This is a genomic window from Paenibacillus sp. cl6col, assembly GCF_900102125.1.
Classification (GTDB): Bacteria; Bacillota; Bacilli; order Paenibacillales; family Paenibacillaceae; genus Paenibacillus_B; species Paenibacillus_B suaedae.
The window spans coordinates 208,238-225,372 of record NZ_FNAZ01000007.1 but is presented as its reverse complement, the minus strand read 5'-3'; the positions used below and the strand labels follow the sequence as shown (position 1 = coordinate 225,372).

The 17,135-nt window shown below is 47.5% G+C and carries 10 protein-coding genes; 8 read left to right on the top strand and 2 right to left on the bottom strand.

The features are described from left to right. Window positions 1–178: 178 nt before the first annotated feature. The 5 genes from BLS15_RS19140 (at window position 179) to BLS15_RS19115 (ending at window position 10,016) form a co-directional block, all read left to right on the top strand. On the top strand, window positions 179–1,060 hold the full coding sequence (locus BLS15_RS19140) for an aminoglycoside phosphotransferase family protein (RefSeq protein WP_254777371.1): 882 nt from the start codon (window positions 179–181) through the stop codon (window positions 1,058–1,060). Between the two features lie 92 nt (window positions 1,061–1,152). Next, window positions 1,153–1,728: a GNAT family N-acetyltransferase gene (locus tag BLS15_RS19135; protein ID WP_090513310.1), complete on the top strand. Its 576-nt coding sequence runs from the start codon at window positions 1,153–1,155 to the stop codon at window positions 1,726–1,728. Window positions 1,729–2,022: 294 nt separating this feature from the next. Next, window positions 2,023–6,747, top strand: coding sequence for an S-layer homology domain-containing protein (locus tag BLS15_RS19130; RefSeq protein ID WP_090513307.1), 4,725 nt, complete (start codon window positions 2,023–2,025; stop codon window positions 6,745–6,747). A gap of 519 nt (window positions 6,748–7,266) precedes the next feature. Then, the gene (locus BLS15_RS19125) at window positions 7,267–8,121 is read left to right on the top strand and encodes a hypothetical protein (RefSeq protein ID WP_090513304.1); all 855 of its coding nucleotides are present in this window, start codon (window positions 7,267–7,269) and stop codon (window positions 8,119–8,121) included. A 512-nt stretch (window positions 8,122–8,633) separates the two neighbouring features. Beyond that, window positions 8,634–10,016: a branched-chain amino acid transporter BcaP gene (locus BLS15_RS19115; RefSeq protein ID WP_021255452.1), complete on the top strand. Its 1,383-nt coding sequence runs from the start codon at window positions 8,634–8,636 to the stop codon at window positions 10,014–10,016. Window positions 10,017–10,099: 83 nt separating this feature from the next. Here BLS15_RS19115 and BLS15_RS19110 read toward each other — a convergent pair whose 3' ends face one another. Then, window positions 10,100–11,494, bottom strand: coding sequence for a tryptophanase (locus BLS15_RS19110; RefSeq protein ID WP_021255451.1), 1,395 nt, complete (start codon window positions 11,492–11,494; stop codon window positions 10,100–10,102). A gap of 157 nt (window positions 11,495–11,651) precedes the next feature. Continuing rightward, window positions 11,652–12,926, bottom strand: coding sequence for a hypothetical protein (locus BLS15_RS19105; protein ID WP_028531925.1), 1,275 nt, complete (start codon window positions 12,924–12,926; stop codon window positions 11,652–11,654). 222 nt (window positions 12,927–13,148) lie between these two features. On the opposite strand from BLS15_RS19105, the gene BLS15_RS19100 reads away from it, so the two are divergent. From BLS15_RS19100 to BLS15_RS19090, 3 genes are all read left to right on the top strand, one after another. After that, window positions 13,149–14,798, top strand: coding sequence for a glycoside hydrolase family 19 protein (locus tag BLS15_RS19100; RefSeq protein WP_036666881.1), 1,650 nt, complete (start codon window positions 13,149–13,151; stop codon window positions 14,796–14,798). 298 nt (window positions 14,799–15,096) lie between these two features. Continuing rightward, window positions 15,097–16,479 carry a S41 family peptidase gene (locus BLS15_RS19095; RefSeq protein ID WP_028531927.1) on the top strand — a complete coding sequence of 461 codons (1,383 nt, stop codon included), beginning with the start codon at window positions 15,097–15,099 and terminating at the stop codon, window positions 16,477–16,479. A gap of 185 nt (window positions 16,480–16,664) precedes the next feature. Further along, window positions 16,665–17,126, top strand: a complete 462-nt coding sequence (locus tag BLS15_RS19090) for a GNAT family N-acetyltransferase (protein WP_021255447.1) — start codon at window positions 16,665–16,667, stop codon at window positions 17,124–17,126. Window positions 17,127–17,135: the final 9 nt, after the last annotated feature.

Below are 17,135 nucleotides of genomic sequence, written 5' to 3'. Positions count from 1 at the left end.
AAGCAAGAAGAGTTATTCCTTTTTCCGTTTATAATAGAAAGAGACTGATGATCGGCCATGTCTTGAACTGTGCCTGAACGATCCCAAGCAGGATCAGGAAGGCAAGTGCAGAGTGGACTTACATATTCCGATTCGTCAAAGAGCATGAGAAGCATAAACAGAGGGGCGGTATGAAGGTATGATGGAACACAAGCTATATGAGCACGATATTGCAGCAATAGAGTGGCAGGACAAGCATGATCATCTGGATCGCATCTTGCAGCAAGCGGGTACGATTACGATAACTCCCTTGATGCAGGGCATGGAAGCAGAGACCGTTAAGGTGGTAACCGATACGGACAGCTATGTGCTGAAAATATGGAGCAGAGATTCTAAGCCGGATATTCGTCTGCAATACCAGGCGCTTAATCTGCTGCATGCGCAGGGAGTATCCGTGTCTGAGCCCATCGGTTGGGGGATAAATGCGAACGGTGACAGTGTGCTGCTGACTACCTTCGATGGTGAGCCGCTGCGTGATGGCAATGATCAGACTATGAAGGAGATTGCGCTTCTATTAGATCGGGTACACCGCATTTCTCCAGAAGAATTCCGTACGCAGATACAACTGCCGCGCCATGATTTTAGCGAATATTTCTTCCCAGGTATGCAGGCGCATTCAGATCTGTATCCTCTCCTAGAGCAATTGGTCGAGCTGGCAGCACCGAAGCATGAGCGAATCATCCACGGGGACTATCATCTTGGTAATCTCGTTGAGAAGGCCGGGCAATTAACGGTTATCGACTGGACCAATGTGCAATTGGGAGATGCAAGATATGATTTCGCTTGGTCGCTCACGCTGCAGCAGATCTACATATCGGAGCACTTTGCCGAAGTGTTTCGTAATACGTATTTAGCTATAAATGATATCCAGCAAGAGGAGCTTGATGTATTCCAAGCGCTGGCATGTCTTCGATGGATACTTCTGTATCGCAATGGGGGCATACCAATGGGGCCAGATACCCTAGACAGGGTGCAGCAGTTGCTGACACGCAATCCACATCTACACGGGATTACATGCTAAAAAGCTTAAAAGGTGGAACAAGACGGTCAACGCAGTGATGTTGCGATCATACGACGAATACGATTAAGCTGAAAATATGGAGCGGTGATACGATGAACCTGGGCGCCGTGTTTGGGCAGTTTCCGATATTGAAGTCGGATACACTTACGTTGAAGAAAATCGAAGAGCATCATCTGAATGAGGTCTATGACATTTACAGCAACGATACCGTTTTTGAATATTGCGGCATTATTCCGAAGCATAACAAGGCGACCGTCAAGAACATGATCGGGCATTTTGAGAGAGACTTCAATAAGAGTTCGCGCATCAAATGGGGGATATTCACCAATGAGGACAGCAAGAGATTGGTAGGCATCATGGAAGCGTTCGACTTCAATCAGAAAGTGAATATGGTGATGATCGGGTACTTCTTGGCAGAAACGGAGTGGGGGCAAGGCATTGCTGCGGAAGCGACGCGAATTGTTGTGAAGTTCTTGTTCGAGGACGTGGATGTAAACCGAATTCAAGCCGAAGTTATGCCTGCAAATGAACGCTCGAAGCGGTTGCTGCTGAAGAATGGCTTCATCAAGGAAGGGACGCTGCGGCAAGCATCGCTCTGGTCGGGCAAAGGCATCGTAGACTTAGAGATATATGGAATATTACAGAGAGAGTATAAGATCGAGGTTTAGTGAGCAATCCTCACTTTGTGTTGTAATTTCCTGATAAAAAGGTTCGAGGGGTTGCGGCTTCTCGGACTTTTTGTATTGTTACGAGCCAATTTGGACAATCTGCTTTCTCTACTAAATAAGTACGATTCTCATAAAAAAATGATGAAAACTACTAGATTTAGAGAGCATAGGCTATAGTACAATCGGATTTGTAAGCGGTTACCATATCTAGAACAGATAAGACGACTACATAAGCAAAGGAGGACAAACGTAACGCGTAACGATGAACAACAAGCTTTGGTTGGGAGGAATGAGATGAAGCGGTCAAGTAAGAATGTAGTGGTCTTCATGCTAGTCGTGCTAGCAACTTGGATGCTGACACCCTATTATGCAATGGCTTACGACGATGCTATCAATGCTGTCATGCTCGATGTTGTACAGGAGGGAAATTCGATCCACCAAGACACTCCTTCGGTTGTTGATGCCACTTATGGTGGAGAGCAGCTCAAATCTGCATCCATGCCTACTGTCATTGATGTTACTTACTATGGAGCGAAGCCGAATTCGCAGGAGGATGCGGCATCTCCCGTCCAGCGGGCGATTGCTGTTGCGGCGGCTATGGATGGCCCTGTGATTCTTAACTTCCCGGAAGGCAGATATGATTTTTATGCGGAAGATGCGGAGAAGCGACCCTATTACATTTCCAATACAGCTTCCGAGAGCGAGAATCCAGATGTAACGAAGACGATTGGCTTGCTGCTTAAGGATATGAAGAACGTAACAGTTGAAGGCAATGGGTCATTGTTTATGCTGCATGGGAAAATGACGACCTTTATCATCGATCAAAGCGAAGATATTGAGATTCGCAATGTACGCGTTGATTATGAACGGCCGACGATGTCGGAAGTGAAGGTGCTGGAGATCGGCAGTGACTATATGGATGTCGAGGTTAACCAGGATTCCCTATATGAGATTCGCGGCGGGCAAGTCTTTTGGGTGAGCGAACCGAATAAGGCTGGAGCGCGTTATTGGGAGTTCAAGGACGGAATCGCCCAAGAGTATGATCCAGGCCAAAATATCACGTGGAGAACAGGCAACCCCGTATCCAGCGCGACAAGCGTGCAGGAGTTGAAGGCCAATACGCTGCGGCTGCATTATAATCAGGCTCCGAATACGACGGTAGGGCATGTATTTCAAATTCGAGACGGGGTTCGCAGTCAGGTAGGCTCCTTCATTCATAAGAGCAAAAATGTCACGTGGAAGCATGTTACGATGCACTATACGCATGGACTAGGTATCATTGGACAGTTCAGCGAGAACCTGACATTCGAGGACATGACGTTCGCACCGCGCGCAGAAACGGGACGTACTGCGACTGGATTCGCTGATTTCATCCAGGCATCAGGCGTGAAGGGCAAACTAAAGATTATGAACAGTACCTTCCGTGGGGCTCATGATGATGTCATTAATGTACATGGGACTCATCTCGAGGTGGTGCGCAAGCCGGCACCGAATCAGATCGTCGTCCGCTTCATGCATCATCAGACGTACGGATTCGAGGCGTTCTTCCCTGGTGATGCGATCGAGCTCATCGATAACAGAACCCTTACATCTGTAGGCAGCGGCAAGGTTGCTCAGGCAGCCCGGATCAACGACCGTGAAATTACCCTCACCCTTGAAGAGGATGTACCTTCGAGTATGGGAACAGGCGTTGTAATTGAGAATGCCACCTGGGCGCCAGAGGTCGAAATTAAAGGAAATCACTTCTCGCGCATTCCGACGCGGGGAATTCTTCTATCGACGCGCGGCAAATCCATCATTGAAGACAATGTATTCGAGCGCATGCAGATGAGCGGAATCCTCATCGCCAGCGATGCGCAAACCTGGTACGAATCCGGGATGGTTCAAGATGTAACGATTCGCAATAATACGTTCATCGAGAACGGGAATCCGGTGATTCAGATTCATCCGGAGAATACGAAGTATGCAGGGCCCGTTCATCGCAATATCAACATTGAAGGCAATACGTTTCAGATGCTAGACAATACCGTACTGTTCGCTAAGAGCACGGACGGCATTCGTTTCTCCGACAACAAGATTACGAGAACGCACCCCAACATGAACCCCAATGAGCAAGTCGCATTCCACCTCTTAGAGAGCAATCATATTTCAATAGAAGGCAATCAATTCGAAGGCGAAGGTGTAAATCGAACCGTTCTTCTGGACAGGACGCCTGCGGATGAGGTCACAATCTCCCCAGAGCAGCAGTTGCATGTGAATGATAAGGGAGTGCTGAAGAGTATTTCGATTGCAGCGGGCAACGACCAGATGACAGTGAAGGCAACAGCTTCAAGCGAGGCGACGCAGTACAATGGTGATGCCAAATACGCGATCGACGGCAATCCATCGACGTTCTGGCACAGCCAATGGGTTCCGTACGCACCACTTCCGCAATCGATTACGCTTGAGCTCAGCATGAAATCAGTCGTTAGTGGTTTAAGCTATCTTCCGAGACAGGAAGGGTATAACGGGAACATCACTGCTTATAAAATATATGCAAGTACAGATGGAGCGCAGTTTACTGAAATCGCGAGCGGCAGCTGGTCGTCTGATTCTTTGGAGAAATCAGCAGCATTCCAACCTGTGACAGCTTCGTTCATCAAGCTGGAGGCTACTGAAGGCGTCGGCGGCTTCGCATCGGCAGCGGAGGTTCAATTAGAGAGCCGAGTGGAGCGGGATTATACAGTTGGGCAGAGCTTTCAATTAGGGGTAAGAGGCACGACGGTTGGCGGATATGCCGCAGATCTGACGAAGGCGGTCATTACCTACTCGAGCGACAACCGGGCCATTGCCCGAATCGATAACAACGGTGTTGTGACGGGCTTGCAAGCCGGAACGGCTAACCTTACAGCGACCGTAAATTTACGTGGAAATGTGGCGGAACAGACGATTCCTGTGACGTTCAAGCCGCAGCAGGGAACTCCTGTGGAGCGAATTATCGTAACCGGTCACAATGGGATGCAAGAGATTACGGCTCCATTCGATACGCTGCTCATGCAGGCGAAGCTTGAACCGCAGCATGCTGATAAGCAGGCGGTTGAATGGAGGGCGTACAATCCAGGCACGACACAAGCCTCGCACGTCGCCGCGATTGACAGCAATGGCCTGTTAACAGCGAAGGCTAACGGGATTGTTGAGGTTCGTGCTGAAGCAACCGATGGATCAGGTGTGTATGGCAAAGCTCTCATTGCAGTAAGCGGCCAACTGACACTCAATTCCGTATGGACATGGATCAGGGAAAATAAAGAGGCTTGGGCGCTTGATGCCGAGCACAACAGCATGAAGATCAAGACAGAGAAAGGGAATCTGTGGAGGGACGCCAATTCGAATAAGAATATACTTCTTTATGCGCCATCTACCAAAGATGTTACGTTGATTACGCGGTTGACCTTCAAGCCGACGAAGGCGTATGCCGAGGGAGGACTGCTGCTCTACGGCGATGATGATAACTACTTCTATGTGGCCAGAAAGAACCATCCGGGATATGGAGGAGCGATATTTTCCGTTATTTCAGAGTCGAATGGAGCTCCGCAAGAGCAGGTGACGGCAGATCGGATTCAGAGCGATACGGTATATCTAAAAGTAACAAAGGAAGGCAATCGGTATGCGGGCTACTATAGCACGGATCTTACGACATGGACGCAAATAGGGGGTGCATATGAAAATGCAACGATTGCGAATCTCCATGTCGGATTGTTCGCCAATAATGCAGGCGGAAGCCCAGGTGAGTATGGGGATACTGCTGAATTCCAAGACTTCCGACTGAACGATAGCATCGTACCGTTCACAGGCTATGCCCTTGATCCGACTTCGTTGAACGACACGATCACGCTAGCGAACAAGATCTATCATGCAGCGAAGGCTGGAACTGAACCGGGGCAATATCCGCAGAAGGTCATTGATGAGCTGCGAGCTGCTATCGAAGCAGCTGCTAAGGTTGCTCATGATGCAGGAGCGACGCAGCAAGAAGTGAACAGAGAGGCCGTAACCTTGATGGAGGCTCTTGATACGTTTCATAGCGGCGTCATTCCGGGGAAAATTACAGCAATTCGCATGAACGATCGACTCCTTACGGACTTTGCGCCAGAGAAGACATCCTATCATATCGAATTGCCCGTAGGGACGGCAGAAGTGCCTATTGTCAGCGCGGAGGCCAATGATCCACGCTTGCGGGTAAGCGTCATTCAAGCCTTGGAGCTGCCGGGAACGGCTGTGATTCGAGTCATGAATGAGGATTTCAAATTACTGCGCAGCTACTCGCTCCATTTTAAGACGGCGACGGTTCCCGAACCGGGTTCCCCATCCGGAGGATCTTCTGGAGGTTCTTCTTCCAGTGGATCTAACGGAGCGTCTACTGGCAGCAGCGGAGCAAATAACGGTTCAGGCAATCAAACGGGTACAGGTGAAGGGTCTGCCAGTGGTTCGACCGGGACGAAGAAAATCGCCCTCAAGGATATTTCCGGGCACTGGGCCCAAGCTGCGATTGAGCAGGCTGTAGCACAGGGGATCGTTACTGGATATGTAGACGCTACCTTCCGTCCGAATGAGCGGGTCACGCGGGCCGAATTCGCGGCAATGCTTAGTCGGGCCTTGAAGTTGGATGGGATTGGTTCGAAGATACTGGATTTCACCGATCTAGACAAGATTCCAGTCTGGGCTCGGCCATACGTGGCGAGTACGGTCACTGCGGACATTATTACGGGGTATCCGGATCATACCTTCCGTGCAAGCCATCCGATCAGCCGTACGGAGATGATCGTGATGATCGTTCGTACATTAGGACTGAAGGCAGATTCGCAAGCCCAGCTTCCATTCGCTGATGCGGATCAGATACCTCTGTGGGCCAGGGAGCATGTATCCGCAGCATATGCGGTAGGTTTTATTCGTGGTCAGCAGGGCAACAAGCTGGCTCCGAATAACCCGGCAACGAGAGGGGAAGCGGTAACTTTACTTGTTAAGGCTATATCAAGTAAACACTAGCTGTTCGCGTATTGCATGCAAGCCGGATCTATTTTAAATAGTAGTGTTAATAGATGAAGAAGCAGCCTTTTAATCTTAGAAGGCTGCTTCTTTTTTTGATATGCGATTCCACGGCTACTTCTCATATTGCTAAGCATTTTCAGCTATCATCATATCTATCAGGCACTATTTTTAAAAATTTGATTTAGCAGAATGCATAAAAATCGGGTACTTTTTGGCGGAATCGCAGTGGGGACAAGGCATTGCGGCAGAAGCGACGCACATCGTTGATTTAGAGATATATGGGCTATTACAGGAGGAGTATATCGTTCTAGCATAAATGAATGATTCGGGATTCTCTTACAGATTCTCGAATTTCTTGCATGTCTGATAATGTGCAATTATTTGGAAATAAGTAGTTTACAATGCGCGAGAATCGATCTATTATTGTCTCAAATGGATATAACTAGCATATTAAGACGTGATAAACTCCATTTCGTTTTAATTGAAAAACGAATCTATGTAATGGAGGAAATGGAAATGAAAAAGAAAATGTTCACGTTATTGCTCGCTATTTTGGTGTTCGCCGCCGTTCCGATTACGGCATTCGCATCAGGTGCGATGGTTGAGAGAATTACGAACAGTGCAGGCTATAAAGCCGCGCAAACGTGGTTCAAAATGCCGGATTCGATGTACGTTGCGCCAGAGACGTACCCATCCGTATTTTGGACATTCGATACGGTCGCGCCGAATGGCACTTATTATAACTTGGATTTCGGATTGCAATATGCGAACGGAGGCTGGAGATTTCAATACTTTGGGGGTGCTACCCATGGCGGCGTAGCACGAAATGGCACGACCTTCAATACTTGGTCAAGTGCATACGGCTCAAATTCATGCTCAATCAGCAGCCCTTGTGCCAGCACTACATACGGCCATAGTCCGACGGTATTAAGTTATCAGCCCGGCCAAACAATTCGCTTGGACGTCAATTTCGTGACGCTGTATGGCGCGAATGCAGGGGCAGGCGTGCAGGTCGATATCTATAATACTTCGAACAACCTGCTGGCTCAAGCCGTAATCCCGATCGAGCAGGGATTTAAGGACGGAGCCGAAACCAAGGGAGCGAGATTCAACCGGCAATTCAATATGGTAACGACTGCCCATCACCCCGATCAATACAAGAACAATGGCTCGTATGCATATAATGCGAAATTTTTGAACGCTTCCCTTGTGACGACGTCTGGAAGTTGGGTGAGCATGACGCCATATAATAGTTCTGCCATTGTGAAGTTCGAAGGATTCGACTCGATGAGCACAGACGGAAAGATATTCCACTGGTCGGAGCTTGCTAATAGTTATGTCCACGATAATATCGGATATAGCTTCAGGTAATGTCCTGGACGCTTCGGGAGATCGACAATCTAGCGTCAAGAAAGAATGAAAGAGGGCACTTACGATCTATATCAGAAAAGCAAAAAGAAGCGGCTTTCTATAGCAGAGATGGAAGGCAGCTTCTTTTTTTTTGTTATATTCGAATCAATGACGCTACATCTCCCATTGCTAGCATTTTCAGTATATCTATCAGGCATTTTTTCAGAAAAATTTGTTCTGGATCATATGCATAAAAATTGGTAATATTGGATAATGATAAATAACTTTGTTCTGCTTTGGACTACATGAATGCTTAATATCTTCTCCTACAGTACAAACCTCGCCGTCGATTCTCAGGGAAAGGAAGAACGGTTAGCTTAGCAATAATTACCTATATCTCAGGATTCAATAGACATGTTAAAATCGTTCTTAACCTAAACATAGATAGCATAAAAATTGGTATGGGATGTAAATGTTTTCAATAATTACTGATTGTGTTTGCTTTTGCGTACCAGAGCATAGGGGGAATAATATTGAATAAGCTTTTCCGAAAGAAGTCATTGAGCCTCATGCTTGCGCAGAGCGAGAAAAAAGAATTGGCACGGGCGATGTCTTTACTCGATTTGATTTTTCTTGGCGTAGGCTGCGTGATCGGGACAGGGATTTTCGTCGTTACGGGCGTCGTGGCGGCAGAATCTTCGGGGCCAGCGATCATGCTATCATTTGTTATCGCGGGTATTGCCTGCGCGCTTGCTGCATTTTGCTATGCGGAGTTCTCCTCGGCAGTGCCCGTCTCGGGAAGCGTATATACATTTACGTATGCAACATTGGGAGAATTGCTAGCTTTCCTTATCGGCTGGGATCTCATGCTCGAATATGTAATCGCGGTTTCCGCAGTCGCTACGGGATGGTCTGCGTACTTTCAATCTCTGCTTGCGGGCTTTAACCTGCCGATTCCAGACATTATATCCTCTGCTCCTAGTATGGGGAAAGGCGGCCTTATTGATTTGCCGGCGGTTCTCATCATTTTGGCAATCACAGCGCTCGTCAGTAAAGGAGTCAAGGAAAGCATTAAGTTCAACACGGTCATGGTGTTCGTGAAATTAGCTATTATCTTGCTGTTTATCGCAGTCGGAATATGGTATGTAAAGCCTGATAACTGGACGCCGTTCATGCCTTTTGGATTTAGTGGCGTGATGACAGGGGCGGCTACTGTGTTTTTCGCCTATATTGGGTTCGATATCATCGCTACGGCATCGGAAGAAGTGGAAAACCCAAAAAGAGCATTGCCAATCGGGATCATCGTATCTCTGCTCATTTGTACGATTTTATATATTACGGTATCCGGGGTATTAACCGGGATGATTCCATATACCATGCTCAATGTCGGTGCGCCGGTTGCATTAGCATTGGAATCCGTAGGGCAGAACTCGATAGCGGGGATCATATCAATCGGAGCGGTATTTGGCATTACGACCGTAATCCTTGCCATGATTTATGCACAAGTCCGCTTATCGTTCGCTATGAGTCGTGACGGCTTGTTGCCGAAAATGTTCTCGCAAGTGAATGCCAAGACCAAAACTCCAATCGGCAACACATGGTTAACCGGGTTCGTTGCGGCAGGCATTGCAGGCTTTGTTGATCTAACCACGCTCGCGCATTTGGTGAATATGGGGACATTGGCTGCGTTTACATTAATCTCGGTCGCTATCATTGTCTTGCGCAAGAAGTTTCCTGAATTGCAGGCTTCATTCCGTGTTCCGTTCGTACCCGTGCTCCCTATCATTAGTGCGCTGCTTTGCCTGTACCTTGCATCCAGCTTGCCTTTCATGACATGGATCTCATTTATGATATGGATCAGCATTGGCACGATTATATACTTTATGTATTCGCGTAAGCACAGTAATCTGAATTAGTAAATCATATGTTATGTCGCAAAAGAAGCAGCCTTCTATCCAGAAAGCTGCTTCTTCACTATGCCAATTTTGGATGGCATATGTCAGTGGGACAGGGCTTCTGTCTTGACGGGTCGAAGGCGCGCAGTGAAATGCCGCAATATCGGCGGTTCGTAGGTGAATTCTAATCCTGTTAGTGTTCCTGCCCGATCCTTGATTGCAATCAAGGCATCCGCAATGACATCCATATGGTTATTCGTATAGACACGGCGCGGAATCGTCAAGCGCAGCAATTCAAGCTTGCTCTCCAATTGCTCGCCAGTCGCAGCGTCACGTCCCAGCAGAAAGGAACCGATCTCAACCCCCCGTATCCCTGCTTCAAGATATAGCTCATTCGCCAGCACCTGGGCCGGGAATTGGGCCGCGGAAATATGCGGCAGCATCTTCTTCGCGTCTACGAAGACGGCATGGCCGCCCGTTGGCGTCTGGAACGGGATTCCGCCTTCCTCGAGGCGACTGCCGAGATATTCGATCTGGCCGATGCGATAAGCAAGATACTGCTCGTCGATGCCTTCGCGCAGCCCGCGGGCAAGAGCTTCCATATCGCGGCCGGTCAAGCCGCCGTAGGTCGGAAAGCCCTCCATCGGCACTGTCATCGAACGCGCTTGCGTAAATAAGGTTTCATCCTCTTTAAAGGCTAGCAAGCCGCCGATATTGACAAGTCCATCCTTTTTAGCGCTCATCGTGAATCCTTCGCCATAAGAGAACATTTCACGGACGATATCAATAATCTCTTTATCTTCATAGCCTTGCTCGCGCTTCTTGATAAAGTACGCATTCTCGGCATAACGCGCGGCATCAAAGAAAACGCGAATCCCGTTCTGCTTCGCAATGGCGGATACCTCACGGATATTTTCCATGGATACGGGCTGGCCGCCGGCGCTGTTGTTCGTCACGGTAATAAGAATAAATGCGATATTTTCTGCTCCTTTTTCAGCGAGCGCATGGCGCAGCTTATCCACATCAAAGTTTCCTTTGAACGGGTAAGGCGTCGTCGTGTCATAGGCTTGTTCGGTAACAAGATCAACCGCAATCCCGCCAGCCAGATCGACATGCGCACGCGTTGTATCGAAATGCCAATTGCTAAGGACATACTGTCCTTTTTGAATAAGCAGCGGAAACAGCACCTTCTCGGCACCTCGCCCCTGATGCATGGGAATTACATGCTGATAGCCAGTAATCTGTTGTACCGCGTCGCACAGATGATAATAGTTGCGGCTGCCTGCGTACGATTCGTCGCCCAGCATCAGGCCTGCCCATTGGTTGTCGCTCATCGCGGTCGTACCGCTATCGGTCAACAGATCGATATACACTTCGTCCCCGCGCAGCAGGAATGGATTATATCCCGCCCGTTCAAGCGCCTTTTCCCGTTCTTCCCGTGAGATCATGTTCAACGGCTCCACCATTTTGATTTTAAACGGCTCTGCGAATCGCGCCATTCCAACACCTCCGTCATTGAAAAGTTTTTATTCAACGTACAGCTTGGAAGTCCTCCCACATATATCCAATATTTTGAAATCAATTTCATTATACTGGTAAAGTATAATGCTTTCAATCAGAGGATCCCCGGCACGATTCGGGCAGAGTGTTCGCTGTTTATATGTTGTTCAACTCCATAATCTCGCCATTTGCAGCATTAACCGCATAAGCACAGTCTAATTTTCCGCATAATACATACTTCTTCTGTTCAGGATGATACACGTAGACCGGCGTAAGCTTAATGAATCCCTTTTTCTTCAGCTTCACATAGGCTTCATCCTGACTAATGACAACCCCATCTGCTTCCTGAAAATCATCGAGCATTTCGATAAATGGCAGGTTGTCCATTGCATTTACAGTCACAAAGCGCTGCGCATCAATGAACAGAACCAGCTTGCGCTGGAATACGCGCTTGCTCGGCGTTTGCTCCCGCAATATCGCTTCTATATATCCCCGATGACGATGCAAGGTTTTTAACACCCATTGTCCGGAGTCGTTCGGGTAAAGTTGGCTCATTCCCTCAACAACCGCTGCGACCGCCTTCTCTTGCTCTGCTCCGGTAATCGGGAAGGAGTCGGGATGCGGCTCACTCGATACCACTTGTTCGACGGTGACCGTCTCCCGCCACTCGATGTCCACCTTTTCCAAAGGCTGTGTGCTGGCCTGTTCCCATTCAATGACCTTATCGATATTCAGCCGCGAACCCGCATGGATTATGAATTCGAACGGAAAGACGGAAGCTCCGTCGTTCGTCACATAAATCTCCTCGATCCCATAGAGCGGAAGAAGGCATTGTTCCTCGTACACCGGATATTCGAGCAGCTTCAGTTGCTCCTTAGCTAGCGGCTCGACTTGTTCAATTGAGAGAGAGAACGTTTCTTTTTGAATCAATGACTTGGAAGCATAGAATCCATACTTGGAATACTGTACGAGCTTGTTGGCTTCATCGATGTGGATCTCGATACGTCCGCCAGGAGACAGAGGGGTTCCGTCGACGCATTCATGGAAGATATATTGGCCATTCTGGTGGTGAGAGAGCTGAAACTGCTTGCCATAGACGAGTTCGGTATCTCTCTCGATCCACGCAATGATCTCTTCTAAGCCGATGTTTGGATAAGAGGGGCTGTTCGCATACGATTTCCCCTGTACAAATATGACACTCGTATATTGACCAGCAGTTAGGTCATAGGAAATAACGGCTGTACCTTCGGGATTTGTATCTTCATCAACAGACTCCTTCACATAGGGCGGATACCACTCCATGCTGAGATAGTAGGTCGTCTCATTGAATAGATTCACTTCCCGGTACAATTCTTGCGTGTGCAAGCGGTATTTCTCTAACCCGAACTTATGCTGTGTGGCATGGATGATTTCTTGTATATTAATAGTCATTCATGTTAACTCCTCTAAATGTTGTTGCTTGATATCATACCATTTTCAATATAAAAGTAGGTGAATGCAGCATAAGTGAAAGTGAGAAAGTTATAGCGCTAATAAGATAGTATCAGAATCAAGATTCGACAAAGGAATGGTTCGCTGTACCTATTGAGAGAAGTAGATGCAATTTCCTATACTAAAGTCGTTATCAATAACAAATTGGATAGGAGGCGTATAATGAATCGCAACTTCCCGTTCTCGCACAAGCTTCTGCTCAAAAGTTTAAGCGCTGTTCTTGGTGCGGCAATTCTCACAGTAGCGCCACTAGGATCATCTTCTACAGCTTATGCGGCAAGCAGCACGAATTCGTCTCAAGTACAAGCTTGGCAGACCAACAAGGCTTACTCTGCAGGTGATATTGTATCCCATCAAGGCAAGATTTATGAAGCGAAGTGGTGGTCCTACAATAGCAGACCTGATGCAAAAGTAACGAACGAATGGGACACCTCATGGAAGTTATTGAAGGACAACAACGAAGATACTACACCTCCTACCGCTCCAACGAATCTCGTATCAACCGAGCAATCCTCCACCTTTATTACACTTACTTGGACAGCTTCAACAGACAATGCAGCCATTTCTCATTATGATGTTCTCCGAAACGGTGCCAAAGTAGGCAGCATCATCGCCAAGAAATTCACAGACTATGAATTGGAAGCGGATACAGGATATCAATACGTCATTCGCGCTGTGGATACATCAGGCAACTATACGGATAGTTCAGCGATAAGCGCAGCAACGAAGGGTGGTGGCGGCCCGGTCACTGACATTGGCGTAGGAGAGAGTCGTGTGCTGACCGACGACCAGATTAGTCAGCTGTGGAATGGCATTAATCCTTCCTTCCTGCCGGATGCGGCTGCAGCGGAGGTGCAAGCAGCCATTCCGAAGGCGGAATATGAGTCCACGTTCCCACTGCGCTACGGTACACCGGAATGGGATGCAAAAGCGAAGGGCAACTACTATTACAAGCCGAACCAGTCCGACTATTATTCCTATGACAATCTCGTAGCAGCAGTACGCGAGATTGCGAATATTAAGTATAAGGAAGTCGTCCGCGAGGGCTATCCGAACGTGAAGCAAATTTACCGCCTGGACAAGCAGGCGAAGACCGAAACCTTGCTCTTCCAAGCGCCAGACTTCAATGATGCCAGTCATTCGAATTTGCCGAAGCTGACGCGGATCGTGGATTTCGGCAGTTTCCTGGGTGAGGGGAGCAGTAATGACCGCAAGCGTGAGCTTGCTGGGTTCCTAGCGAACATCGCTCATGAGACAGGCGGCGGCTGGTCTACGGCACCAGGCGGCGAGCTGCGCTGGGCGCTGTTCTTCAATGAAGAGCTAGGCTTCGTCAATACGGACAAAATCGGCTATGTAGATGAGGACAACCTGTTCTGGAAGCCAGTACCGGGCAAGTCCTATCATGGGCGCGGTCCGATTCAGCTTAGCTGGAACTATAACTATGGCTTGATTAGCTCCATTGTATATCGCGATCCTAGTGTACTGTTGAACGATCCAGACAAGATTACAGCAGATGGGAAGCTCGGCTTCATTACGGGGCTGCTCTTCTGGTTGACCCCACAGGATCCGAAGCCTTCCAACCATGACATCATGACAGGGCAATGGACGCCTACGGCAGATCAGTTGGCGAAGGGGCTCGTGCCGGGATTCGGGGCCACCATTATGGTCATCAACGGCGGTCAAGAAGCGAATTTGCCGGAGACGGCTGATCCAGTACGCCGTCGCGTTGCGCACTATCGTGATCTGACGACACGCATGGGTACGAACATTGATGGTGAGAAGCTGGATACAGCGGGCATGCAGCCATTTTAATTTGGAAATAGCGAGCCACAATTTAAGAAGCTGTCTGACGGGTGGAGATTTCTACTTGTTGGGCAGCTTTTTGTATTTTTTTGCAGCTAATGAAATCCATGTGATGTAGAAATGACTTATAGCACGGGAGTATTACCAATTTATTCAAATGAAAACGTTCGATTGTATGATATATTGTTGTTTGTATCTTCCTTATATAGCTAAATTATTGAGGAGTGTCGAAATGATGGGGAAACGTGACTGCATATAATAAATAGCTCAGGTATATAGGAAACTTAGGGAAGAGGGTCGATAACATATGAAAATGCGATTAGTAGGGTTTCTATTATTTATCGCCATTATCGGGATTGTGATTGTTACGGCACTAACGTGGAATGATAGCGTTACGGAAAAGGCGATTAGCAAGAAAGAAAAGCAGCTTCATGAACCTGCGGTTCTAACGAAGGAGCAGCAAAAAGCGATCAAAGACATCGAATTTTTGTATAACAAAATTGCGGACACACATCCCGCCACCGCGAATGGAATACCAGAGGAACTGAAGGCCCAATACGAACAAGTATTGAAGGAAATTAAAGAAAAGAAAGATCAGATATATCGCAAAGATATTTACTTCTGGGGACATTCCGTTATTGCTCAACTGCATGATGCCAATTCAGGGTTTGTAACCAATTTAAGCTTTCGAAAGCGCAACATTCCCATTCTATATAAATGGTATGAGAATGGAGTGTATATCTACCACAGTAATGAGGAAGATTTGAAGGTTGGAGATAAAATCATTTCTATTGGCGACAGAACAGTCGAAGAGTTGGCCCAAGAACTTAGCAAATATATCCCTAGTGATAATGAGATGTTTTTGCTCGCTTCGTTGGAGATATCACCCCTATTGGCTGAAGAGGTGTATTTGGAGAAGTTAGGTTTGATTGAAAATAAAGATTATGTTGTCTATACCATCATGAGGGATGGGAAAAAGCTGCGGCAGCCGATTAGGTTGCAGGTGAAGCCTGTTTCAGTGGGATATCCTTCGAATTATTCTCAAAATATAGCTAAAGATAAAAACATAGCTCTATTAAAAATGAATATGCTGAAGTCAGATGATGTGTATGATGCTGAATTAAAAAAGTTCTTCTCTTCTGTTAAGCACAATCAAATCGAAAATGTCGTGCTAGACCTCCGTGATCATAAATTCGCTGGGAATCCGAATGCTATCGTGAAACTGCTCCAATATGTGAATGTGCAGCACTATCAATCCTTTGGGGTAACGCATAATTCACAAGTGGCGAACAGTGGAGGGAACATGGAAGGAATGGCAGAAATAATACGTTCAACACAGAATAATAATGTTCATAAAGAGCTTGTATTTAAAGGGAAACTGTATGTACTTACCTCCAAAAATACATATGGCGGAGCATCATTGATGGCGGCGATTTTGCAAGATAATAAGATTGGGCAGGTGATTGGCGAAACGCCTGGAGGAAATGCGAATGCATACATTGCTTCCGTAAAATTCGATCTGCCAAACAGTAAATTTTCCATGTATTTGTCAAGTAGACAACTCGAAAGACCGGATGCTTCCAAAGGAGCAGCGCTTGTCCCTGATTATGTGGTGCCGTCAACCTACAACAAAACAAAACATGTGGATGAGCAGCTCGCCTTTGTCGAACAACTCGTGAACAAGAAATAAATAATGCGTACACCTGTCCCCAACGCTTCCATGCGTCTGGGGATTTTCATTGCAATGGGCTAGAAAAGTGGAGTCTGAACAAACGTGAATAGGTGATTCGAAGCTTCCGCCCATGGATCTTGTCAGGTACAATGAATGCAGCAGCACTTCACAACAATTACCATTCATAAAAGGGGAGACAAGGGATGGTGTATATACGCCAAGCCGCAGTGCAGGATGTTCGTATACTTAGTGAGCTTGCTTATGCATCCAAGGCGTACTGGGGTTATGATGAAGCATTTATGGAAGCTTGCCGGGAGGACTTGACGATTACCGAGGCGCACCTTACAGCCGCTCAATTATTTGTCGTCGAGGAGAATCGGCAGATCCAAGGATTCATTGCGCTCGAACAGGAACTTTCTCAGCGGGATAGGGGGTTAGTAACCTATTTGTTCATTCATCCGAATGCCATCGGTCGCGGATATGGACAAGCGTTATGGAACCGCATGGTCGATGCTGCTAGGGATTCGGGAATACGCGCGGTGCTCGTACATAGCGATCCGCATGCGGAGCCTTTTTACGTACGAATGGGGGCTAGACGAATTGGGGAAGTCGCTTCGACGGTATTCCCTGACAGGCATCTGCCTGTACTAGAAACCATAGTCTAAGATTCCATT

Bases quoted from the DNA above. Each gene is read 5' to 3' on its own strand.
- BLS15_RS19105 (WP_028531925.1), bottom strand. From the start codon at position 12,926: ATGACTATTAATATACAAGAAATCATCCATGCCACACAGCATAAGTTC.
- BLS15_RS19135 (WP_090513310.1), top strand. From the start codon at position 1,153: ATGAACCTGGGCGCCGTGTTTGGGCAGTTTCCGATATTGAAGTCGGAT.
- BLS15_RS19130 (WP_090513307.1), top strand. From the start codon at position 2,023: ATGAAGCGGTCAAGTAAGAATGTAGTGGTCTTCATGCTAGTCGTGCTA.
- BLS15_RS19090 (WP_021255447.1), top strand. From the start codon at position 16,665: ATGGTGTATATACGCCAAGCCGCAGTGCAGGATGTTCGTATACTTAGT.
- BLS15_RS19140 (WP_254777371.1), top strand. From the start codon at position 179: ATGATGGAACACAAGCTATATGAGCACGATATTGCAGCAATAGAGTGG.
- BLS15_RS19095 (WP_028531927.1), top strand. From the start codon at position 15,097: ATGAAAATGCGATTAGTAGGGTTTCTATTATTTATCGCCATTATCGGG.
- BLS15_RS19125 (WP_090513304.1), top strand. From the start codon at position 7,267: ATGAAAAAGAAAATGTTCACGTTATTGCTCGCTATTTTGGTGTTCGCC.
- BLS15_RS19100 (WP_036666881.1), top strand. From the start codon at position 13,149: ATGAATCGCAACTTCCCGTTCTCGCACAAGCTTCTGCTCAAAAGTTTA.
- BLS15_RS19110 (WP_021255451.1), bottom strand. From the start codon at position 11,494: ATGGCGCGATTCGCAGAGCCGTTTAAAATCAAAATGGTGGAGCCGTTG.